Annotated in this window: 22 protein-coding genes and 5 tRNA genes; 18 read left to right on the top strand and 9 right to left on the bottom strand. The window is 44.8% G+C overall.

The annotated features are described in order from the left end of the window. Positions 1–33: 33 nt before the first annotated feature. Complete coding sequence (gene gloB, locus ABUE30_RS15345) at positions 34–804, bottom strand: hydroxyacylglutathione hydrolase (RefSeq protein WP_408624715.1); 771 nt, start codon at positions 802–804, stop codon at positions 34–36. A gap of 63 nt (positions 805–867) precedes the next feature. On the opposite strand from gloB, the gene ABUE30_RS15340 reads away from it, so the two are divergent. Then, positions 868–1581: a class I SAM-dependent methyltransferase gene (locus ABUE30_RS15340; protein ID WP_408624714.1), complete on the top strand. Its 714-nt coding sequence runs from the start codon at positions 868–870 to the stop codon at positions 1579–1581. Between the two features lie 66 nt (positions 1582–1647). Here ABUE30_RS15340 and rnhA read toward each other — a convergent pair whose 3' ends face one another. Further along, on the bottom strand, positions 1648–2115 hold the full coding sequence (gene rnhA, locus ABUE30_RS15335; RefSeq protein ID WP_408624713.1) for a ribonuclease HI: 468 nt from the start codon (positions 2113–2115) through the stop codon (positions 1648–1650). A gap of 52 nt (positions 2116–2167) precedes the next feature. Between rnhA and dnaQ the strand changes: the two genes are divergently transcribed. From dnaQ to ABUE30_RS15300, 7 genes are all read left to right on the top strand, one after another. Next, complete coding sequence (gene dnaQ / locus ABUE30_RS15330; protein ID WP_408624712.1) at positions 2168–2938, top strand: DNA polymerase III subunit epsilon; 771 nt, start codon at positions 2168–2170, stop codon at positions 2936–2938. Between the two features lie 189 nt (positions 2939–3127). Continuing rightward, complete coding sequence (locus ABUE30_RS15325; protein ID WP_408624711.1) at positions 3128–4312, top strand: hypothetical protein; 1185 nt, start codon at positions 3128–3130, stop codon at positions 4310–4312. 186 nt (positions 4313–4498) lie between these two features. Beyond that, positions 4499–4575, top strand: a tRNA-Asp gene (locus ABUE30_RS15320). A gap of 30 nt (positions 4576–4605) precedes the next feature. Then, positions 4606–4682: transfer RNA gene (locus ABUE30_RS15315), tRNA-Asp, on the top strand. A 41-nt stretch (positions 4683–4723) separates the two neighbouring features. Continuing rightward, positions 4724–4800, top strand: a tRNA-Asp gene (locus ABUE30_RS15310). Between the two features lie 37 nt (positions 4801–4837). Then, a tRNA-Asp gene (locus tag ABUE30_RS15305) sits at positions 4838–4914 on the top strand. A gap of 39 nt (positions 4915–4953) precedes the next feature. Then, positions 4954–5030 (top strand) — tRNA-Asp (locus ABUE30_RS15300). A 112-nt stretch (positions 5031–5142) separates the two neighbouring features. Here the strand turns inward: ABUE30_RS15300 and ABUE30_RS15295 are convergent. After that, a complete protein-coding gene (locus ABUE30_RS15295) occupies positions 5143–5628 on the bottom strand; it encodes a DUF4823 domain-containing protein (protein WP_408624710.1) in 486 nt (161 codons plus the stop codon). Positions 5629–6148: 520 nt separating this feature from the next. Here ABUE30_RS15295 and ABUE30_RS15290 point away from each other — a divergent pair. The 3 genes from ABUE30_RS15290 (at position 6149) to ABUE30_RS15280 (ending at position 8378) form a co-directional block, all read left to right on the top strand. Continuing rightward, positions 6149–6778: a LuxR C-terminal-related transcriptional regulator gene (locus tag ABUE30_RS15290; protein WP_408624709.1), complete on the top strand. Its 630-nt coding sequence runs from the start codon at positions 6149–6151 to the stop codon at positions 6776–6778. A 226-nt stretch (positions 6779–7004) separates the two neighbouring features. Beyond that, the gene (gene lpcA, locus ABUE30_RS15285; protein WP_408624707.1) at positions 7005–7583 is read left to right on the top strand and encodes a D-sedoheptulose 7-phosphate isomerase; all 579 of its coding nucleotides are present in this window, start codon (positions 7005–7007) and stop codon (positions 7581–7583) included. Positions 7584–7595: 12 nt separating this feature from the next. Further along, positions 7596–8378, top strand: a complete 783-nt coding sequence (locus ABUE30_RS15280; protein ID WP_408624706.1) for a class II glutamine amidotransferase — start codon at positions 7596–7598, stop codon at positions 8376–8378. Positions 8379–8494: 116 nt separating this feature from the next. Here the strand turns inward: ABUE30_RS15280 and purN are convergent, their stop codons facing one another. After that, positions 8495–9160, bottom strand: a complete 666-nt coding sequence (gene purN / locus ABUE30_RS15275) for a phosphoribosylglycinamide formyltransferase (protein WP_408624705.1) — start codon at positions 9158–9160, stop codon at positions 8495–8497. After that, positions 9147–10187 (bottom strand): phosphoribosylformylglycinamidine cyclo-ligase, encoded by a 1041-nt coding sequence (purM, locus tag ABUE30_RS15270; RefSeq protein WP_408624704.1) that lies wholly within the window; start codon positions 10185–10187, stop codon positions 9147–9149. Before purM ends, purN begins: the two co-directional genes overlap by 14 nt. Before the next feature lie 157 nt (positions 10188–10344). Between purM and upp the strand changes: the two genes are divergently transcribed. The 3 genes from upp to hda all read left to right on the top strand — a co-directional run bounded on the left by upp (position 10345) and on the right by hda (position 12820). Continuing rightward, positions 10345–10971: a uracil phosphoribosyltransferase gene (upp, locus tag ABUE30_RS15265; protein WP_408624703.1), complete on the top strand. Its 627-nt coding sequence runs from the start codon at positions 10345–10347 to the stop codon at positions 10969–10971. Between the two features lie 35 nt (positions 10972–11006). Then, on the top strand, positions 11007–12020 hold the full coding sequence (locus ABUE30_RS15260) for a DUF2066 domain-containing protein (protein WP_408624702.1): 1014 nt from the start codon (positions 11007–11009) through the stop codon (positions 12018–12020). Positions 12021–12115: 95 nt separating this feature from the next. Then, complete coding sequence (gene hda, locus ABUE30_RS15255; protein ID WP_408624701.1) at positions 12116–12820, top strand: DnaA inactivator Hda; 705 nt, start codon at positions 12116–12118, stop codon at positions 12818–12820. Between the two features lie 171 nt (positions 12821–12991). Here the strand turns inward: hda and arsC are convergent, their stop codons facing one another. Together arsC and bepA are read right to left on the bottom strand one after the other, a co-directional pair. Continuing rightward, positions 12992–13348 (bottom strand): arsenate reductase (glutaredoxin), encoded by a 357-nt coding sequence (gene arsC, locus ABUE30_RS15250; protein ID WP_408624700.1) that lies wholly within the window; start codon positions 13346–13348, stop codon positions 12992–12994. 20 nt (positions 13349–13368) lie between these two features. Continuing rightward, complete coding sequence (gene bepA, locus ABUE30_RS15245; protein ID WP_408624699.1) at positions 13369–14793, bottom strand: beta-barrel assembly-enhancing protease; 1425 nt, start codon at positions 14791–14793, stop codon at positions 13369–13371. Positions 14794–15010: 217 nt separating this feature from the next. On the opposite strand from bepA, the gene ABUE30_RS15240 reads away from it, so the two are divergent. Next, entirely contained in the window at positions 15011–16075 is a 1065-nt protein-coding gene (locus tag ABUE30_RS15240) for an AI-2E family transporter (RefSeq protein WP_408624779.1), read from the top strand. Positions 16076–16142: 67 nt separating this feature from the next. Here ABUE30_RS15240 and bcp read toward each other — a convergent pair whose 3' ends face one another. Beyond that, on the bottom strand, positions 16143–16616 hold the full coding sequence (gene bcp, locus ABUE30_RS15235; protein ID WP_408624698.1) for a thioredoxin-dependent thiol peroxidase: 474 nt from the start codon (positions 16614–16616) through the stop codon (positions 16143–16145). 45 nt (positions 16617–16661) lie between these two features. Beyond that, positions 16662–17180, bottom strand: a complete 519-nt coding sequence (locus ABUE30_RS15230; protein WP_408624697.1) for an ACT domain-containing protein — start codon at positions 17178–17180, stop codon at positions 16662–16664. A 203-nt stretch (positions 17181–17383) separates the two neighbouring features. On the opposite strand from ABUE30_RS15230, the gene bamC reads away from it, so the two are divergent. The 3 genes from bamC (at position 17384) to prfB (ending at position 21694) form a co-directional block, all read left to right on the top strand. Continuing rightward, complete coding sequence (bamC, locus tag ABUE30_RS15225; protein WP_408624696.1) at positions 17384–18508, top strand: outer membrane protein assembly factor BamC; 1125 nt, start codon at positions 17384–17386, stop codon at positions 18506–18508. Between the two features lie 72 nt (positions 18509–18580). Next, complete coding sequence (recJ, locus tag ABUE30_RS15220) at positions 18581–20326, top strand: single-stranded-DNA-specific exonuclease RecJ (protein ID WP_408624695.1); 1746 nt, start codon at positions 18581–18583, stop codon at positions 20324–20326. 269 nt (positions 20327–20595) lie between these two features. Then, a protein-coding gene (gene prfB, locus ABUE30_RS15215) for a peptide chain release factor 2 (protein ID WP_408624693.1) occupies positions 20596–21694 on the top strand; the annotation gives its coding sequence in 2 pieces (ribosomal slippage) (positions 20596–20670 and positions 20672–21694; 1098 coding nt in all). Positions 21695–21712: the final 18 nt, after the last annotated feature.

Genomic DNA, 21712 nt, shown 5'->3' with positions numbered 1-21712 from the left:
GCTATGTTACGGATAGTTTTTAATCTATTCAAGTCAGAAACGGTCTTTATACAGTCTTAATTGCCGAAAAGCTTCTATTTCGTCGACACAAGGTGTTGATAAAATCGCAGATAAAGCCGATTGTAATGATTTATTATCACAGCGCATGAATGGATTGAATGCCAATTGTGAGGACAATTGAAAAGGGATGGTCGGTAGTCCTTGCTGACGCAATTTCACCATCTGTTTATGATATTCAAGTAATGCAGGGTTGGTCGGTTCAATAGCGAGTGCAAACTTGAGGTTAGCAAGTGTGTATTCGTGCGCCGCATAGACGTTAATATTAGGATTCAGTGTCGCAATTGCCTTTAGGCTTTGCAACATTTGTTCAGCCGTTCCTTCAAAAAGTCGACCGCAACCACAATTAAAGAGTGTATCTCCACAAAACAGATAATCATCGTTGTAGTAGACCACGTGGCTAAGAGTATGCCCCGGTGTCGCCATGACTTTTAGTGTACAATCAATATTGGCAAGCTTAAGCTGATCGGTGTGTTTCACTCGTGTGGCTGAAAATGGCAATGGAATATCTGCACCGGCAATCACTTGGCAGTCGGGGTAGTGCTGAAGTAACTGCTGGACGCCACCGATGTGATCAAGATGATGATGAGTCAGCAAAATGTAATGAAGCGAACTACCTAGTTGGGTTAGACGCGCCAGAATTGGTTCGGCTTGGCCCGGATCAATGACTGCACAAGCGGATTGTTCAAGGTGGTGTAGTAACCAGATATAATTATCATTAAATGCAGGTATCGTCATGATTTGCATAGTGGATATTCTCTTGGCTGTGAATAGTATGTTTAGTATGCCAGAAATAATGCGAGGAGCGCGATGAAGCCAGCTAAAATAAGTCGGAAGATTATTGGTCCATTAGGCTGGCAAGAGTTTTCAGGCGGCAATTGGCTCAGAGCCGAAGAACAAGTGATGTTGGATCGCTATTTGCCAAAAATATTTGGTTTTTATATGCTTAAATTAGGGCATCTGAGTGGTCAGATGGATGGTCATCACTCGATGATTCGTAAACAGGTGTGTATAGCCCCTTCTATTGCAACACAAGATATTGTTGCTGAGTTGACAGCGTTACCTATTCAGGAAAGCAGTGTCGATTTGTGTTTACTCAATCATACACTTGATTTTTCCGACGATCCCCATCAGATATTACGCGAAGTCGAACGGGTGTTGACTCAAGATGGGTATCTTATTTTAAGTGGTTTTAATCCAATGAGCCTGATGGGGATACGCGCTCATCTGGGGCGGCGGCGAATTATTCCATGGTCTTGCCAGATGTTTACGCCGATGCGAGTCAGAGATTGGCTCAATTTGTTGGGTTTTGAAGTGTTGCATGATGAGCGTTATGCATTTACTGGTTTTACCAATTCTCAGCCTCTTGGCAGTTGGTTTGAACAAAAAGGTCGGCTTTATGCACGGCCTTTCAGTTCCTGTTATTTAATGGTCGCGCGTAAACGCACGGTGCCATTGACGCCAATACGCCAGAAATGGCAATTAAAAAAAACGATTGCAGTCAGGCCATTAGCTAGTTCATAAACCTCACCGTTGTTGGCTTATGACTGGGCTTAGCGGTTAAGAATAAGTGTCCGGTCGGGGCGATAACTAACCCTCATAGCCTTCGTCGGTGGCTAAGTTATCACTTTCGGCAGCAAGTCGCGCTAGTTCGTCGCAGCGCTCATTTTCCGGATGACCCGCGTGACCTTTCACCCATTGCCAATCAATGTCTGTATGGCGCGCCGCCGCAATATCAAGTCGACGCCAAAGGTCGGCATTCTTAACCGGCTTTCTATTGGTGGTCTGCCAGCCTCGTTTTTTCCAATTATGGATCCACTGTGTGATCCCTTGGCGGACATACTGGCTATCGGTAGTTACAATAACTGAGCACGGCCGAGATAGTGTTTCTAAGCCAATGATTGTGGCTAATAATTCCATTCGGTTATTGGTAGTGAGTTTAAAGCCTCCAGAGAGTTCGCGCTGTTTACCTGCATACTGTAAAATTGCACCATAACCGCCTGGTCCTGGATTTCCCAGGCACGAGCCGTCGGTAAATAATTGCACTGATTGAGTCATGCTTTGTTAAAATATGGCAAATAATAAATGTAAGTGTCGCATAGGTGAGCGTGTGAACCAAACACAAGAACGACGATTGGTTGTTTTCGATACAGAAACAACAGGGATGAATAATGATGGGCCTGTCTATTTGGGACACCGCGTCATTGAAATTGGCTGCATTGAGGTGATTAACCGTAAACTGACCGGGCGAACGTTTCACGTCTACATTAAGCCCGACCGACTGGTTGATCCTGAGGCGATTGCGGTCCATGGGATCACGGATGAGTTTTTAGCTGATAAACCTGGATTTAGTCAGATTGCTGATGAATTCATTGCGTTTATTCGCGGCGCAGAGCTAGTGGCTCACAACGCAGGGTTTGATACCAGCTTTTTAAATCATGAATTTTCGATGTTGCCCAAGGTAACTGAAACCATTGAAAATTTGGCGCAAGTGACCGATTCATTGATGATCGCTCGTCGCGGTGAATATCGAGGTCGTGAAGTGCAGCAAGTGTTAGGCAAGCCGATACCCTCACGCAAAAACCTAGACTCACTATGTGATTACTATGGGGTTGATAGTCGTTCACGAACTTATCACGGCGCTTTGTTGGATGCGCAATTGCTTGCCGAAGTCTTTTTAAAAATGACTGGTGGGCAGAGCCGACTGAATTTAAATGATGAGCAACATACAACGGGGGCGAGTTATATTCAGCGTGTTGATGTACATCGCTCGTCACTGCCCGTGGTGAAAGCCAGTGATGAAGAGTTAACCGCTCATCAACACCGCTTAGAATTGGTCCAGAAAAAGGGAGGACATTGTTTATGGCTGAACACCGATTAAACCAAAGGAGGCCCATGCGTGCGTAAACAGTTTCGATGGTTGGGTGTATGTCTTATAAGCACTATCGTTTTGCCAGTACTGGCTACAACAGATCAGAGTACGCCACTAGTTGATGTTTATCGCAATCATAATATGCCATTGATTGATAACCGTTTTCGGATTGATCCGCGGGTTCAACAAGTGACTTTTATGCTCCATCGTAAAACAGGTTCTGCATCAGCTATTTTAGTTCGTCCTGATGGAAGTAAAATTTATCCTTGGAGGTTGCCAAGTCATATTCATTGGTTAGAGACCCCAAATGTCGATATTGTAACCATTGAAAACCCTATGCCAGGACCATGGCAGGCGTTAGTTGAAACGGACGATCCCCGTAATATTGTGCAAGTTGTCAGTGATATTAAACTGGAGGTTGATCCTTTTCCGATTCAAGTCTTCGTAGGGGAAAAACTATCACTGAAAGCTAGACTACTCAGTCATGGAAAGCCTTTGGTTTTTGGGCCTTATATGGATGGTGTGTTATTTCACGTTCATTTGGATAGCGCTGATAGTCCAGATGCGAATGATACAGCCTATGCACATAAAACGATTACAGCACTGCGAGATGATGGCAGTCAATTTGATGGATATCCGCAAGATGGTACATATACCGGTTACATCACACTGAATATTCCTGCGGGTAAATATGATCTTGATGTGTCCACGCAAAATAACGTTTTTACCCGAGGATATCGGCAAGTTTTGTTGGTGTCCCATCAACCATATGAGACAGAGCTTATATCGCCTACAGATAAGCAACCATTAAAACTAAAAGTCATTGCCGATGCTGATGAAGTGAAAGTGAATTCAATCGTGATCGATGGAACGATGAGCAATGGTAGCGGTTTTAAACAACATTTTGAGGTGCGAACTCGGAAGGCTCCATCTGACTTTACTTTTGATCTTCCTACGCCGTCTAAACCCGGCTCCTATCGCATTAATGCCATCGGCTATGCAGATACTACGGGCGGACGTCCAGTTGTAATGACGATGCCAGAGAAGAGCTTCTACATAGCTCCACCGCCGCCCCCTGTCGTAGATGTTGAACCAAAAGTTATTTCTCCACCTCCAAAGAGTTATTTGCTCGATTGGATCATTGGCGGTGGCGTGGCCTTTATTTTATTTTTGGGCGGTGGTCTCTTCTGGATCTGGCAACGTAAACGTAAAGCCTTTAAAAAAGCCCTAATGCTTGCAGAAGCTAAAGCTGATGAGGTGATTGAACTTGAATCACAACCGCCTATGGCGGGCGCCGAAACCAATATCAACAGTGAGGGGCCAGCAACCCCAGGACTAGATTCTGAACCTGATTTAACCATAGAGGATGATAATAAAGAGTAACCCACAAATACTGGCTGATCGTCTGTAGGCGTGAGCGTTATTCTATATGATTAATAGGCTGCTAGACATTTGCAAATTGTCTGTTTATAGAGCGATCAGACTTATTTTTAAAGAAAAATGACAAAAGCTGGTTGACTCGCTTAGCGCAGATACGTATTATCTGCGCCGCAGCTGGGGACAGTATGCGGAGTGGTAGTTCAGTTGGTTAGAATACCGGCCTGTCACGCCGGGGGTCGCGGGTTCGAGTCCCGTCTACTCCGCCAATTCTTGTTTTTAGTTGTTATTTCGATGATGGAGTGGTAGTTCAGTTGGTTAGAATACCGGCCTGTCACGCCGGGGGTCGCGGGTTCGAGTCCCGTCTACTCCGCCAATCGTTTGATTGGTGTGTTATCGAAGTATGTTGATATGTGTGGAGTGGTAGTTCAGTTGGTTAGAATACCGGCCTGTCACGCCGGGGGTCGCGGGTTCGAGTCCCGTCTACTCCGCCAACATCAACAATGTTTTATACTAAGTGCTACTCAATACGGAGTGGTAGTTCAGTTGGTTAGAATACCGGCCTGTCACGCCGGGGGTCGCGGGTTCGAGTCCCGTCTACTCCGCCAACTTGAGTCAGTACTTAAGATAAAACACCTTTCCTGTGCGGAGTGGTAGTTCAGTTGGTTAGAATACCGGCCTGTCACGCCGGGGGTCGCGGGTTCGAGTCCCGTCTACTCCGCCAATTCTTTTATATCTTAGATCAATTCTAATATTTTCCCCTCTTGGGGAATGTTGTTATTTATCCCTCTATTATTGATCATTCATCGCGATTCATATTTGTGTTTATATCATTCTCATTTATCTTGATAAAGAGACGTGATCGCTTGCTTGATCTGTTCCGATAAAATAGGCGTAGGGGCACCAATCAGGGCTGAACTCTTATTTGCGCTGATAATTCGGCTCGCAATCACTTGCCGAGTCTTAACCGAATAAACTGCTATCTTGATATCCGGTTGACTATTTGGCGTTTGTGCTGAATTATCCCAATAGACCCATTGTGGTGACACATAATAATCATAGCCATGACTTTTAGGGCCAGCTAGACAGTCGACACTGTTACAAACGGCATCATAAGTTACTCTTTCTGTTGTGTATTGTTTAAATGCCATGACAAGAGCCAAAGAGGCTTGGTCTGTTTCTGCTTGGTTTTGTGATGGGCCATTGATAGGTTGGCGGACCTTGCTAATCAATACTGCTTTGTTGGGAAAAAGCGACTGAGCGTGAACAGAAAAGCCAATCAAACCTGCCAAAATAATGATGAACCGAATGTTTGTATACATAGTCATCTTCAATCAGTGAAGGTGCGCTCATCATGACTTATTGTGCGACCTCAGACAACCTCCTAAACGACAGAGTCGTTTTCGATGGTTGCAGGTCAGTCAAAAGGCCTCCCCTAAAATAATTAAAAAAACTCAAAAATAATCATTTAAAGGAATTAATTATAAAGTACCATAAAGTTATTTAACTATTTAATTTATATGTATTTTTGTTGAAAACAAGAAACCTGTTAGTGAATGTGCTGTGGGTGAAGTGGAACGAAATGTTTACGTTTTTAAAGTCGCTTGTCTAGTGCGCTTTGTCTTAGACTTTGGTTCTGTGTTTTTCCTGATAGAATCATCCATCAGAGAGTGTGCAATTGGTTGATTATGATGTGACTCAGGCATTTACAACGATCTTGCATATTAGAAATTGTTACTTTCACTTATTCAACTTGAACCATTGTGTTGCCTGCCAGTGGGCTTAAGGTCAGTGTAGGTATGTGTGTGTTCATTGAATATGTGAGCGGAATAGGGGTATACCATGGCGAATAGGTTAATTTTGATTTCATCAGGTGGCGTGTTTTCATCAGCGTTGATGAATCATCTTTCCTCAGCATTGGCAATGGATTACAGTATTTGTGTCTCGCCGGATGATTTTCCAAGAGAAAACGACAGCTATGTGGTGTTGATTGATTATCAAAGTGTTCGTTCAGTGAGTAGCCCTTGGTTTGAGTTCTTTTCGCCTTATGATCAAGGAATTAAAATATTGTTGCTCGATTATCCTGAACATGAAACGCTAGAGGTGGTGAGTAGCATCAGCAATATATGTGGCGTATTTTTTAGCTCAGATTCTTTGGATGTCTTAGAAAAAGGCATTCGGAAAGTGATAGAAGGTGAGATGTGGTTTGGTCGGCAACTGGTCGGAGAGCTTCTGCAGTTGTACAAACGCAAAGTTGGTGAAGGTAAAACGACCAAAAAAGTCAAAATTTCACCTCGTGAGGTTGAAGTTTTACGTTGTTTATCAGTTGGTTATTCAAACTCGGATGTGGCGCAAAAATTACATTTGAGCGAAAACACAGTTAAATCACATTTATTCAATATATTCCGCAAGTTAAATGTGAAAAATCGGACTCAGGCTGTCTCTTGGTTCAATAGCCATTATAATGCTTAGATTCAATAGTGAGGTGTTTATGAAGGTGTGTCAGTCTTATTGCTTAATTTTTGCAAGACATCTCATTGCACAATGGCTCTTGAAGATTCCTGATGAGCATTGTGATTAGGTCATTGCACGAAAATTTAAATCAAATCTTTAGTCATAATTGTAACAGAGATCCGTGAGTCAGTGACTAAAATCCAGTATAGTGATAAGTCATATTAGTGATTAATTTGGAATTTTTATGAGCCGTGATTTGATTTTGGCTGAGCTTCGCGAAGCTGCTACAACATTAGACCAATTTATAAATGATGCCAGCAATATCGATGCCATTGAGCAAGCAGCGAGTCTTATAGCCTCAAGCTTTAAACAAGGCGGTAAAGTTATCTCTTGTGGTAACGGCGGGTCGCACTGCGATGCGATGCATTTTGCCGAAGAGCTGACGGGTCGCTATCGGGATAACCGCCCTGCATATCCGGCGATTGCGATTTCTGATCCGAGCCATATCTCATGTGTGGGTAATGATTATGGATTTAATAACATCTTTTCACGTTATATCGAAGGGCTAGGTCAAAAAGGTGATGTGCTATTGGGGATTAGTACCAGTGGTAATTCAGCTAATATTTTAAAAGCGATTGAAACAGCCCAAGCTAAAGGAATGCAGGTGATCATTTTGACGGGCAAAGATGCCGGCAAGATGGCTGGACTTGCAGAGTGTGAGATCTGTGTGAAACATTTTGGTTATGCAGATCGTATTCAAGAGATCCATATCAAAGTCATCCATATTTTAATTCAATTAATTGAACGTAAGATGGCCAGCTAAGGGGCTCAGGACATGTGTGAGTTGTTGGGAATGAGCGCTAATGTTCCAACTGACATCTGTTTTTCGTTTACTGGCTTAGTTCAGCGAGGCGGGCATACCGGTCCACATACCGATGGCTGGGGGATTACCTTCTATGAAGGGAAAGGATGCCGCAGTTTTAAGGATCCAGCGCCAAGCGCCGAGTCTGAGATTGCCAAAATGGTCTTAGGCTATCCGATTAAAAGTTGTGCTGTTATTAGCCATATCCGTCAAGCAAACCGAGGCTCGGTTTGCCTAGAAAATACACATCCTTTTACCCGAGAGCTTTGGGGACAAAATTGGACCTATGCTCATAATGGTCAGTTGCGTGGGTATAAAAAGTTAACCGCGGGTTTTTATCGGCCAGTTGGTGAAACAGACAGTGAGATAGCTTTTTGCTGGATTTTAGAGCAACTGCGCCAACGTTATCCTCGTAAGCCTGGGCGAATGACCAGTGTCTTTTCGTTTATTGCCTCATTAGCTGATGAATTGCGCCAAATGGGCGTGTTTAATATGCTGCTTAGTAATGGCGATTATGTGATGGCGTATTGCTCTAATCATCTGCATTGGATCACTCGCCGAGCACCATTTGGCCAAGCGCGCTTACAAGATGCTGATATGACTGTCGATTTCCAAACTCAAACGACACCCAATGATGTTGTAACAGTGGTCGCTACGCAGCCTTTAACCTCGAATGAAGATTGGCAAAAGATGGTGCCAGGTGAATTTGCGTTATTTCGCTTTGGCCAGCTGTGTTTAAACAGAGTGAGTCGATAGGGGATAACTGTCAGTTTATTTTTAGCCTGCCTAAGCTGGGCTTTTTAGCTTAGGGGTTAGCCCGTCATCAATAAAAAATAGGCGCAGATGTCTGATTCAAAACTGCGCCTTTGCCTTTAGCTATTGTCACTGGCATAGCCCGCTGGGCCGAGCAAATGATCATCTAACCAAACTTGTCCATCTTTCATTAACAACCGATCTTGGCAAAACCATTTTACAACCAATGGGTAGATAGCCAGTTCTTGCTGATTCACTCTTTGTGCGACAAGTTGGACCGTATCTTCGGCGAAAATAGGAACCTTAGCCTGTAAAATAACGGGTCCGCCATCTAATTCACTGGTGACAAAGTGAATACTGCAGCCATGCTCATTATCACCATTCTCCAAGGCTCTTTGGTGCGTATGTAAGCCCGGATAATTAGGGAGTAGCGATGGATGAATATTCAACAGTTTGCCGCTAAAGCGCGCTACAAATGCCGGGCTTAAAATCCGCATAAAACCCGCAAGGACAATCAAATCGACTGTATAGTCATCGATAAGTTCAGCTAATGCCACATCATAGCTATCACGATCGCTATAATCTGATTTATCGACAACCGCGGTATCGATCCCCGCTTCTGCTGCACGCGTCAAACCGAAAGCCTTAGCTTGATTACTGGCAACTAACACGATTTCACCATCGATGGCCTGCCGCTGGCAGGCATCGATTAATGCTTGTAGATTACTTCCGAAACCGGAAATGAATACTGCAATGCGTTTGGGTTGACTATTAGTTAATGACAACTTGCGCCTCATCAGCAGCTGCGATCTGGATTTCACCAATTTGCCATGCGGTTTCACCTGCAGCATGGAGCGTGTCAATTGTGGTTTGTGCTTGTGCTTGCGGAACAACAACAATCAAGCCAACACCACAGTTGAAGGTGCGATACATCTCTTCACGGGTAACATTTCCATTGTCTTGCAGCCAGTTGAAAATTTCGGGCCATTGCCAGCTTGATTCATTAATGACCGCTTTGCAGCCTTTAGGTAAAACGCGTGGAATATTTTCCCAAAAACCGCCCCCGGTGATGTGTGATAAGGCGTGAACGTCAACTTGTTTAAACAACGCTAAGGCTGATTTTACATAAATCTTTGTCGGTGTAAGCAAGGTTTCACCTAACGTGCTATCTGCAAATGGCTGCAGTGGATCGGCGCCTGACACTTCCAAAATTTTACGAACCAGTGAAAAACCGTTTGAGTGAGGGCCACTTGAGCCGACCGCAATGAGAACATCTGAGGAAGACACTTTAGAACCATCAATGATCTGAGATTTTTCCACGACACCCACGCAAAAACCAGCGATATCATAGTCTTCACCATGATACATGCCTGGCATTTCGGCTGTTTCGCCCCCAATCAATGCGCATCCTGATTGCTCGCAGCCTTTCCCGATACCTGTAACAACATCTGCCGCAGTATCGACATCTAACTTACCAGTCGCATAATAATCGAGGAAAAACAGTGGCTCGGCGCCTTGAACGATTAAGTCATTGACACACATTGCTACTAAATCGATGCCAACACTGTCATGTTTTTTAAGATCCATCGCCAGCCGAAGTTTCGTACCCACACCATCGGTACCAGAAACTAATACGGGTTCTTTATAGCGCGTCGGAATTTGGCACAGTGCACCAAAACCGCCTAGGCCACCCATCACTTCTGGGCGGTGAGTCGCTTTACTCACGTGTTTAATGCGTTCAACGAGAGCATTACCTGCATCGATATCGACGCCAGCGTCTTTATAACTTAAAGGGGGGGTTTGCTTAGTCACAAAATTACCTTGCTGCTAGGGATTATTAACAGTTGTCTATTCTAACAGTGTTCCCCAGTATCGAGAAGAGATTGGCGATTAACAGCGACATTTTCATGATTTCCTGTAAAATTAATCTCATTTTTAAATGATATCGTAATTATTTGGAGAGTAAAGAATGAAGGTTGTTGAGGTTAAGCATCCCCTAATTCGTCATAAATTAGGTCTAATGCGTGAAGCTGATATTAGTACAAAGCGTTTTCGTGAATTAGCCAAAGAAGTGGCTAGCTTGTTAACCTATGAGGCGACCTCTGACTTAGAGATGGAAAATGTGACCATCGACGGATGGGCAGGACCTGTGACCGTTGAACAGATTCGCGGCAAAAAAGCAACGGTTGTACCGATTTTACGTGCAGGCCTTGGGATGATGGATGGTGTACTTGAACATATGCCGTCTGCTAAAGTCAGTGTTGTGGGCATGTATCGTAATGAAGAAACGCTTGAACCTGTTTCTTATTTTGAAAAACTAGTTGGCCAGTTGGATGAGCGCTTAGCGTTGGTAGTCGATCCAATGTTGGCAACGGGTGGTTCGATGATCGCAACCGTTGAATTGTTAAAACAAAAAGGTTGTAAAAATATTAAAGTGTTGGTCATAGTTGCCGCGCCTGAAGGGCTTAAAGCACTTGAAGCTGCCCATCCTGATCTTGAATTATATACAGCTTCTATCGATGAAAAAATTAATGAGCACGGCTATATCATGCCCGGTCTTGGTGATGCAGGTGACAAAATTTTTGGTACCAAGTAGTATCATCGATGGTGTAATTTAAGTAGAGGAACCGTATGCGAATATTGAAAAATGTGCTGTTGATGTGGGTTGGCTTACTCTGTTGGCATACGGTTTTTGCAGCGCAAATGGTTGACCCCTATCAGATGACTGTGGCATCGACTGGGACATTGCAAGTTGACCAGCAAAATGCCTTTAATCATCTCATCGAACGCGTGACAGGAAGTGATCAAGCCTTAGCTAACCCTGCAATTGCCAAAGCGGCTAGCCATGCTGGTGATTACCTGCAGCAATATGCCTATCAACAACAGGATGGGCAAAAACAGATGGCGGTGGTTTTTAACCGCAAACAGATTGAACAGATGCTTATTCAAGCGGGCTTACCATTTTGGGCCGATCAGCGACCATTGATTATTGTCTGGGATGTCATTGAGCAAAAGGGTCAACAGGCGTTTGTCGCGGATGGCTCGGATCATGCGACGCAGCTTCGCACCCAAGCGCAGCAATGGGCGTTACCTATTATCTTACCTGTGATGGACTTAGATGACTCGATGGCTATTTCACCAGCCGATGTGTGGGGGAGCTTTGTGCAGCCAGTGACGTCAGCCAGCCAACGTTATAACGCGGATGTTGCCTTGATGGTGAAATCGTATCAAGACAGCAATAGTGCGTTAACCAATGATTGGCAACTGCTCGATCTTCATCAGCATCAAATCATCGCACAAGGCCATGATCAAGGTAGCGCACAAGGTGCGATTGATGCGCAAATGTGGCAACAAGTCGCAGCTAAATTGGCGGCGCGCTACGCGGTTGTGCGTTCAACTACATCAGGTGGTGAAGTTCAGCTGACATTTACCCATATCAACGATTTTTCGCAGTATCATCAGATTCGACATTTTCTGACTAGTCAGCCGAGTGTGGTTGCCGTTAGTTTATTAATGGTTAATCAGGATAGCTATACATTCGTGGTAAAACTGGCCGATGCATGGCAACCATTACAAGCGGCGCTTAACCTGAACGATAATTATCAACCGATTGATAATGCGCCATATCATTATCAGAGGCGTTAATCCAAGTGTGAGACGAGCTCTCGACCTTGGGTATTTTCCATCTAATCACGGAGCTGTTATACTCGCGATGAATACTTATAAGTTGATACGTTCTATTGACTAAATCGCCACAATTATCGCTTCCGGTTCATCTACCTGATGACGAAACGTTTGCCAGTTTTTATGCCGGGGAAAATTCTCAGCTGCTTTCGGCGCTGCGTAATTTAGCACTTGATCAAGGTGAACGGATGATTTACATCTGGGGCGCCCCTGACTCTGGGCGCTCTCATTTATTGCATGCGAGTTGTGCAGAAATGAATAGTAGTGAATCAGCCACCGCCTATCTACCCTTAGATATGCACGCCATGATGGCTCCCGCCTATTTAGAAGGGCTTGAGTCAATGGCGTTAGTTTGTTTGGATAATATTGATGCTGTGGCAGGCGATAAAGATTGGGAAACCGCTATTTTCGATTTTTATAATCGCCGTAAAGAGCTCTCTGACGCAACTCGATTAATTGTAACTGCTAATGCCCCAGCGAATCAGCTTGATTGGGTGTTACCTGATTTGGCATCGCGTTTGAGCTGGGGGGTTACCTATCGATTGGTCGAACTTTCTGATGCGCAAAAATTAAGTGCACTCCAATTACGTGCAGAGCTACGTGGGCTGCGTATGCCATTAGAGGTCGCTCGGTTTTTGATTAAGCGGATCTCGCGCGATATGCCAACGCTCCTCACCACGTTAGATCAGTTAGATAAAGCCTCGATTACCGAGCAGCGCAAGCTCACAATCCCCTTCGTGAAAGAAACCCTGGGGCTCTAACGGGTTAGAGCCTATTATCACGCATCTATTTAGATAACCGACATGAGCCATGATGGCATCTGCGAAAAATAGCATGTCAGTTGATGCGCGATAATTAACAGACTAACAGTACTGCAATATCTTGCCTCTCTACGTGCGAAGATCAGAGCTACTGCTTTATGTTAGCGCGATTTAGTCGTCTATTAATGCTAAGACGTTTTCAGGTGGACGACCTAATACGGCTTTATCGCCGCGTACGACAATGGGACGCTCCATTAACTGGGGATGCGCTACCAGCACTTCAAGCCATTGGGATTCGGTTAAGGTCTTTTCAGCTAAGTCCAGTTCCTTATAGAGCGCATCTTTGCTTCTGATGAGCTCGCTTGCTTTCATGCCAAGGCTCGCTAATAAGCCCTGAAGCGTGTCTGCATCCGGCGGCGTTTTTAAATAATAGACAATGCTTGGTGTAACACCATATTCTTCGAGCAGCGCCAACGTTTGACGACTTTTTGAGCAGCGAGGGTTGTGATAAATGATGACATCGCTCATATGCTGTATCCTTAATCTATTTATAGGTTCTGTAGTTGTTTCAGTTGTTTTTGCGCATCTTTTAACTCATCAATACGCGCGGTAATTCGAGCGCGATCTAAACGGTTAACCGTTTTACCTTCGGCTCTTTGCATTTCACGAATTGCTTGATGATATTGTCCGCGCAAGGCGAAATATTCACCGAGCGCTTGCGCCGCTTTGCCGTTAAGCTGCTGGTGTTGGTAGGCCTGCGCCAATGATTGCCAACCCAATAGGTTATTCGGGTGTTCACGTAGGTAATAATCTAACAATGTCGATGCTTTTGCATAGGCATTATCATCCATATAGGCAGCAGCTAAATTCATAATCACCACGTTATTGTCTGGATAGCGTTGATAGGCGGACTCGAGTCGTTTAATCGCTTTATTCGTTTGTTTTAGCGCCAAATCTACGTCTGATTCTGTATCTAAGATAAACATGTTTTGTGGGTACGATTGTGCCAACTGCATGATCAATTTTTCTGCTTGATGATAGTGTTTTTGGGCATATAACGCTAAAGCTAAGCCGTATCGCGCGGCATCTTGCAGTTGATAACTGTGATTGGCTAATTGTTCTTTGAACATGCTATAGGCTTGATCGCCATCCATCGTGCCAAAGCGGACTTGTACCCGGGCTCTCGCAAATTGGTAGTCAAGGTTGGGTGCAATATATTTTTTGGGGTACTGGCTGGCCCGCGACTGCGCATCTGCGATTCGTTCTGATGTAAGAGGATGATCAACCAGCCATTTAGGTGGCTGTGTCGAATAGCGATATTTTGAGGCTAATTGGCTGAAAAAATTAACCATCGCTGTTGGTGAAAAACCAGAGCGATAAAGAACCTGCATACCTATACGATCCGCTTCACGTTCATTTTGCCGAGTAAAATTGATGCGATGTTGAATACTGGCGGCCATTGATGTTTGCATCGCAGCAATACCCGCCATTGGATCGGCTATTGAAAGAATGACCGAGCCTAATAAACCAGCCAAGGTCAGATGATTGCTAATGGCGGCATTTTCTAAACTTCGTGCTATATGGCGCTGCGTGACGTGACTTATTTCATGGGCCATGACGGATGCCAATTCACTTTCGTTGTGAGCGACTAATAAAATGCCCGTATTGATTTTGATATATCCCCCCAAGAAAGCGGCTGCATTGATACTTGGATCGTTAATCAGAAAAAAATGAAAGGGGAAGCGAACATTATCCGCATGTGCGACTAATCGATTTCCTAATGTGTTGATAAAATCACTGAGTACCGGATCATTGATTATCGGAGTACTGGCTCGAAGCGCTCGCATATAAGCATCACCATATTGCTTTTCTTGGGCAATGGTAAGCGCTTGAGCACCCACTGTACCGATCTCGGGTAACTGTTCATCAGTGCTTTCGGCCAATACGTTGCAGCTTGCTAAAGAGCCGCTCATAAGCACTATAAACGCAATGGCACGGATGAAATATTTATGATCAGTGATGATAGAATCCTTTGATTGTATCGTTAGTCTGAATGCGTTCATAATACCCAAATTATGCCCAAGCGAACACTGCTTCGTGGTTGCTATTTGTTGATCATTTAGGCGGGCGATTACGATCGGGCTATGGTAGTCTAGCGCCTTGAATTGATAGGGAATGGTCGAAAGAATTATGTTTAGCTTATTGCAAGACTGGTATCGGCGTAAGTTTTCCGACCCTGAAGCGGTTGCGCTGTTACTTTTGCTGTTGGCGGGATTTTTAGTACTTTATTTTATGGGGCATATTTTGGCTCCATTGCTCGTTGCCTTGATATTAGCTTACCTATTAGATTGGCCGATCACCCGCTTAGAGTTGTGCGGTCTAGGGCGGCGCTGGGCGACAGCACTGGTGCTTGCTGGATTTGTGGCGCTGGTGATTATTGCCGTCCTTCGGGTATTACCAACAGTCTGGACTCAAGGGGCTAATTTAGTCAGTGAGCTGCCGGTCATGGTCGGCAAAGCGCAAGGATTTATGGACTCTCTACCGCAGCGTTATCCCGATTTTGTTGACCCAGCGTTAGTCGATACACTGACCAGTACGGTGCAACAGCGCGTATTGGGTATGGGGGATAAGTTGGTGCAAGCCTCGCTCAGTTCATTAGTTAGCCTTGCCGCTCTTGCAATCTATTGTATTTTAGTCCCTTTGATGTTGTTTTTTTTGCTCAGTGATAAACATCGCCTGATAGGCTCGGTAAAGCGGTTTTTACCCAAAAATCGCATCTTGGTTGGGCAAGTTTGGCAAGAGATGAACCAGCAGATCACCAACTATATTCGTGGCAAGGTGATTGAGATCCTAGTGGTCGGTATTGCCACTTACCTAGTGTTTGCACTGATGGACATGCGTTATTCGGCACTGCTTGGTGTGGCGGTCGGTATCTCGGTGCTTATTCCCTATATCGGTGCATTTGTGGTCAGCGTGCCGGTTGCAATGGTTGCCCTATTTCAGTGGGGGCCAACGGCTGATTTTGGCTATTTGATGTTAGGTTACCTGATTGTACAGGGTTTAGATGGCAATTTATTGGTCCCGTTATTGTTCTCTGAGGCGGTCAATTTACACCCATTAGCGATCATTGTTGCGGTGTTGTTGTTTGGCGGTTTATGGGGCTTTTGGGGGGTGTTTTTTGCCATTCCACTGGCAACGCTAGTGAAAGCGGTGATCAATGCTTGGCCATCTGATAATCAGCTTGAAACAACGTAAGTATGCACGTTTGGCAGATTAGATGATAAGAGCCGACCAGCAGGGTCGGCTTTTTTGTATGCAGCGGTTATTGTTCAGGGTGATTCAGATAATTTAACACCACTTCATGGTGGTCTTTGGTTTTAAATTTATCAAAAACTTTTTCAATATTCCCTTGTTCATCGATCAAAAAAGAGATTCGGTGAATGCCGTCATAGACTTTACCCATGAACTTTTTTTCACCCCAAACGCCAAAAGCTTCAGCCACTTGATGATCTTCATCCGCTAACAGTGAAAAATTAAGAGACTGTTTGGTGATGAAATTAGTCAGTCGCTTCGGGCTATCGGGGCTGATGCCAAGCACAACAATCCCTAATTGATCGAGTTGCTCTTTACTATCACGTAAACCACAGGCTTGCACAGTGCAGCCAGGCGTCGATGCCTTGGGATAAAAGTAAACTAGCACCTTTTGGCCTTTAAAATCGGCCAGATGAACGGATTCACCATCTTGATTCGCTAGTGTAAATTTGGGGGCGATTTGGCCTTTTGTCAGTGGTGGCATCTTAATACTCCTTTATTTTTTATCTACGCATCATCAGTGTACTTATTATTGAGGATGAATATGAAATTCAGCTGATTCAGTTTTGAGTTTTTCGCAAAGTTGTTGGAACTTATCATTAAGATCAGCTTCGTCAACTTGTTCATCGCTGACGTAAGCTGTCATTTCAAGTTCAAGTATTTGATAGTCTAACTGCGAACGTAGCGACGCTAAGGCAAGTCCATGATCAGAGATAAATTGCGTAAATTGACGAATAATACCGGCACCATCTGGAACACGTATTTTTAGAGTAGCGCGAGCTGGATAATGGCGCTGTTCATGCTCGCTAGTGCGTTTCATGACGGTCACAAGCTCTAATTCTTGGCTTTTCAGTGGTAATGTTGTTTCAACTCGAGTAATTGCATTCCAATGCCCTGACAATAACATAATCAGTGTAAACTCAGAGCCGTAAAGGGCTAAGCGGCTGTCGACAATATTGCAGTCACAATCACTCACATGTCGAGTCAACTGATTGACAATATCTGGTCGGTCTCGGCCAACCGCGGTAATGACTAAGTGATGCTCCATAACTTTTTATAATCGTTAGTTCCAATATAAGAATGAGGATACTCGTAACCCTAATTGATTTCCAGCGTGAGCCGTATCCGTTGTGGCTGTAGCAAAACAGCTTTGTTGTTTAAGCCGATAATGCCCTTAAGATGGATAGAGCGGCTTAAACCTTGTGTTTAACTGATCGGGTCAGTAGACTACGGGCTGGATTATGAAAATTCTTGATTGGAGCGCAGACGCCGTTGTTTTCTTCATCTCGAGTCCGGTTGTTCGTAGCCGGCAGCATATCGGTATTGCTATTATCAGCATGCTCAAATGGCCATCCAGGTCGAGCAAATGGGGGGTTTGATTACTTAAATGCTAAGACTGGAGCCGTATTAACGGTTCCAACAGATCTGTCTAAACCACAACTGTCCGATAGCTATCAGATCCCATCTTTGCCTGCTAATTATCATTACCAGCAAGAAGTGGGGCAAAAGGTTGATATTCGCCCTCCAGCGCAGGTTATTGCGCTAGTGCCAGGTGAGCTGAAAAAAGCCAACGGTCAGGTGCAGTTTGTCTTTGATCGCTTCAATGCCACCTCAACAGCACAAACATTGAGTTGGCTGCAATCAGCTCTTAGCGGATATATTCGCCACTATGGGGGACAGATGCAGCAGGTTGGCACAGATCCTATCTTCGATAGTGGTCAGCTCACTGAACGGCAGCATATTGATCAAGGCTTTTTTAGTAGTAAAGATATTACTTACCACCGCGTTTTTCGTTACTACCTGAGCGCGACTAATGAAGGCCGTGAGGCGATCATCAGACCGCAGTTATTGCGTTACTCGAACTCACTAAATGAGCAAAGTGCGATGACTGCTGCGCAAAAACAACGTCAGTCCATCGGTGAGATAAATCGGTTTTTGGCCTATCTAGATATCCAGGAAAATCAAGCTAGACAACAGGCAATGTTGCGGCAATTAGCCCGCGTTCAGCCGATTACGCTGCATTTAACGCATAGTGATGGGGTTGCCATTATGATTGCTGATGCGCCGCTGCAAACTAGCGTGACCACCTTGGAGAAAGCATTCTCAACGTTAGGCTTTAAAGTGACTGGGTATATTGCTGAATCGGGTAAAATGACTCTTGACTACAGTCAACCATCGAGCAGTAAATTGGCTCCATTTGCGGTGAAACCGGTTCAATTAGCCGAAGGTAAATATAAATTAACCATCGGTAGTGTGGCTGGTGATACTCAGGTTACCATCAGCGATGATAGTGGTCTGCTTACCCCCGAACGGGTGGATAAATTATTTCCAGCATTACATACTTTGTTAGCAACTGGAGTGACACCCAACGCTTAACTGAGACTTCAATTTGCGGCTGCGATCCCATCATGTGGATTGCAGCTTCTCAATGCATGGCACAATTCTAATATGACGCATATACGCCTAGTTCGCCGTCCGCCTGCGGATATCACATTACTACCCAAGCAATTACCCGAGAAAATTCGTCAGATTTATGCGTGTCGTGGGGTTTCAGAAGGTGGTGAGTTAACCCGTGGATTAGCCCAATTAGTCTCTTGGCAAAAATTAACGGATATGACAACCGCGGTCGAATTGTTGCTGCGTTATCAGCATCAATCCATCATGATTGTTGGTGATTTTGACTGTGATGGTGCAACAAGTACGGCATTGATGCTGCGTGGTTTACGCTCAATGGGGTTTAGCCACGTTGATTTTTTAGTGCCAAACCGATTTGAATATGGCTATGGATTATCACCTGAAATTGTCGATGTTGCCCATGCACGCGGCGCGCAATTGATTGTTACTGTTGATAATGGTATTTCCAGTATCACTGGGGTTGAACAAGCGATTCATTATGGCATTGAGGTGATCGTGACCGATCACCACCTTCCTGCAGCGACCTTGCCAAAGGCAGCGGCTATCATCAACCCTAACTTATCTGACTGCGATTTCCCCAGTAAGCATTTAGCCGGAGTTGGTGTGGCGTTTTATCTATTGTGCGCCCTTCGCGCGAAGATGCGTGAACAACACTTATTTGCCAAGCTACAGCTAGCCGAGCCAAATTTAGCTGAATATTTAGATTTGGTCGCCCTTGGTACGGTGGCCGATGTGGTGAGCTTAGATCATAATAATCGTGTACTGGTTTATCAAGGATTAGCACGGATCCGCTCTGGTATGTGCTGCGCTGGTATTCAGGCGTTAATTGAAGTTTCTGGGCGCAACCAAGGTTCGCTTGCGGCCAGTGATCTGGGGTTTGCGCTTGGGCCAAGACTCAATGCTGTGGGGCGTTTAGATGATATGAGTCTTGGGATCAATACATTGCTTTGCGACGATCTGTATCAAGCGCGGCAGATGGCCTCCACCATGGATGAACTCAACCAAGAGCGTAAATCGATTGAAGCAAGTATGCAGCAAGAAGCACAAGCCCACGTTGCTAAATTATCCATCGATCAGCAAGTTCTGCCGCACGCGCTAGCGCTGTACTGTGATGATTGGCATCAAGGCGTGGTCGGGCTGGTCGCATCACGTATTAAAGAAAAATATTATCGACCGGTATTTGCCTTTGCCGATGCTGACGAGCTGACTTTAAAAGGCTCCGGTCGTTCTGTCGCTGGGGTGCATATGCGAGATTTGCTAGAGCGCATTGATACCTTAAACCCCGGATTAATTGACAAATTTGGCGGACATGCGATGGCGGCCGGATTATCGATTGCCAAAGCGAAATTTGCCCAATTTGTTGAACAGCTCGAACGAGTGGCGCTTGATCTCATCGATGAGACGACTCTCACTGGAGAACTACTCTCTGATGGTGAACTACTTGCGAGTGATCTAACGTTGACTTTTGCAGAACAACTGCGCGAAGCAGGGCCTTGGGGACAAGGTTTTGAAGAGCCTATATTTGATGGCTTGTTTTGGTTACTTGAACAGCGCATTGTGGGGCAAAATCACCTCAAAATGACGGTGCAACCGCTACAGGGTGGCCCAACGCTCGATGCTATCGCTTTTAATGTTGACCGCAAGTCTTGGCCAGACCACCAAGCTCGTCAAGTGCAACTGGCCTATAAGCTTGATGTGAATGAGTTTCGCGGCCGGCGTAGTGCTCAGTTGTTGGTTGAGTGGTTGGCGAAGACGGAGCCAGAACCGGCACAGCAATAATTCGTTGCCATTAATTCGCGTGTTGATTGATGTTTCAAGATTAGATTTTGCTTGTCCTGAGCGCGTTTGGTTGGTATTTCTGCTGCGTTATCGCCTGCCTATGTAAAATAGTAACACGATGCAGGCGCTACCTTGCATAAAAGCTAGTCAACGCGCTGCAAAATTGACCCTGAAACATCAACATGCCCTAGATGGCTATGTTTATTTCCCGCACAATTAGGTAAAATTAGTCCCTTTTAAAGAAACCATCATGACAGGTGTAAGTAACAATGTTTGAAGTCAATGCAATTCATCATACCCTGGCCGATATTAAAGAGCGCAGCAATGTGCTTCGGGGGTATCTTTGACTATGATGCAAAGCAGGAACGCTTAGAAGAAGTTACTCGCGAACTAGAACAACCCGATATATGGAATGAGCCAGAGCGTGCCCAAGCGCTTGGTAAAGAGCGCGCTTCATTAGAAGAAATCGTGCAAACAATCGATGTGTTAGAACAAGGCATTGATGATGTTGAAGGGTTGGTCGAATTGGCCGTTGAAGCCGAAGATGAACAAACTTTTCAAGAGGCTGAAGCTGAATCAGGCGAGTTGTTGGCAAAGCTTGAAAAGTTAGAATTTCATCGCATGTTTTCAGGTGATATGGATAAAAGCGATTGTTATATCGATATCCAATCCGGTTCGGGGGGGACTGAAGCTCAGGACTGGGCCAGTATGTTACTTCGAATGTATTTACGCTGGTGTGAAGCTCATGCGTTCAAAGTAGAGGTGATCGAAGAATCTGACGGTGATGTCGCTGGTATTAAAGGGGCCACCATCAAAGTCACTGGAGAATACGCTTACGGGTGGCTGAGAACTGAAACAGGTGTGCATCGATTAGTGCGTAAATCACCGTTTGATTCAGGCGGACGCCGACATACGTCGTTTGCATCAGCCTTTATTTATCCTGAAATTGATGACAGTATTGAAGTGGATATTAATCCAGCCGATCTACGTATTGATGTTTATCGTGCCTCTGGTGCAGGTGGTCAGCACGTGAACCGAACTGAATCAGCGGTGCGAATTACTCACTTACCGACCAATACAGTCGTGCAGTGTCAAAATGATCGTTCCCAGCATAAAAATAAAGATCAGGCGATGAAACAACTCAAAGCGAAGTTGTATGAACTGGCACTGCAAAAACAAAATGCTGAAAAGCAAGCGAAAGAAGACACGAAATCTGATATTGGTTGGGGCAGCCAGATCCGCTCTTATGTGTTAGATGATTCACGGATTAAAGATTTACGTACAGGCATCGAGAACCGGAATACCCAAGCGGTATTGGACGGGGATTTAGATAAATTTATTGAAGCCAGCCTAAAATCAGGGCTGTAAATATACGACAGGGTTAGA

The organism is Celerinatantimonas yamalensis (genome assembly GCF_046054155.1).
GTDB lineage: Bacteria > Pseudomonadota > Gammaproteobacteria > Enterobacterales > Celerinatantimonadaceae > Celerinatantimonas > Celerinatantimonas yamalensis.
The sequence above is the reverse complement of the archived record's forward strand: the minus strand, read 5'-3'. Positions and strand labels throughout refer to the sequence as shown.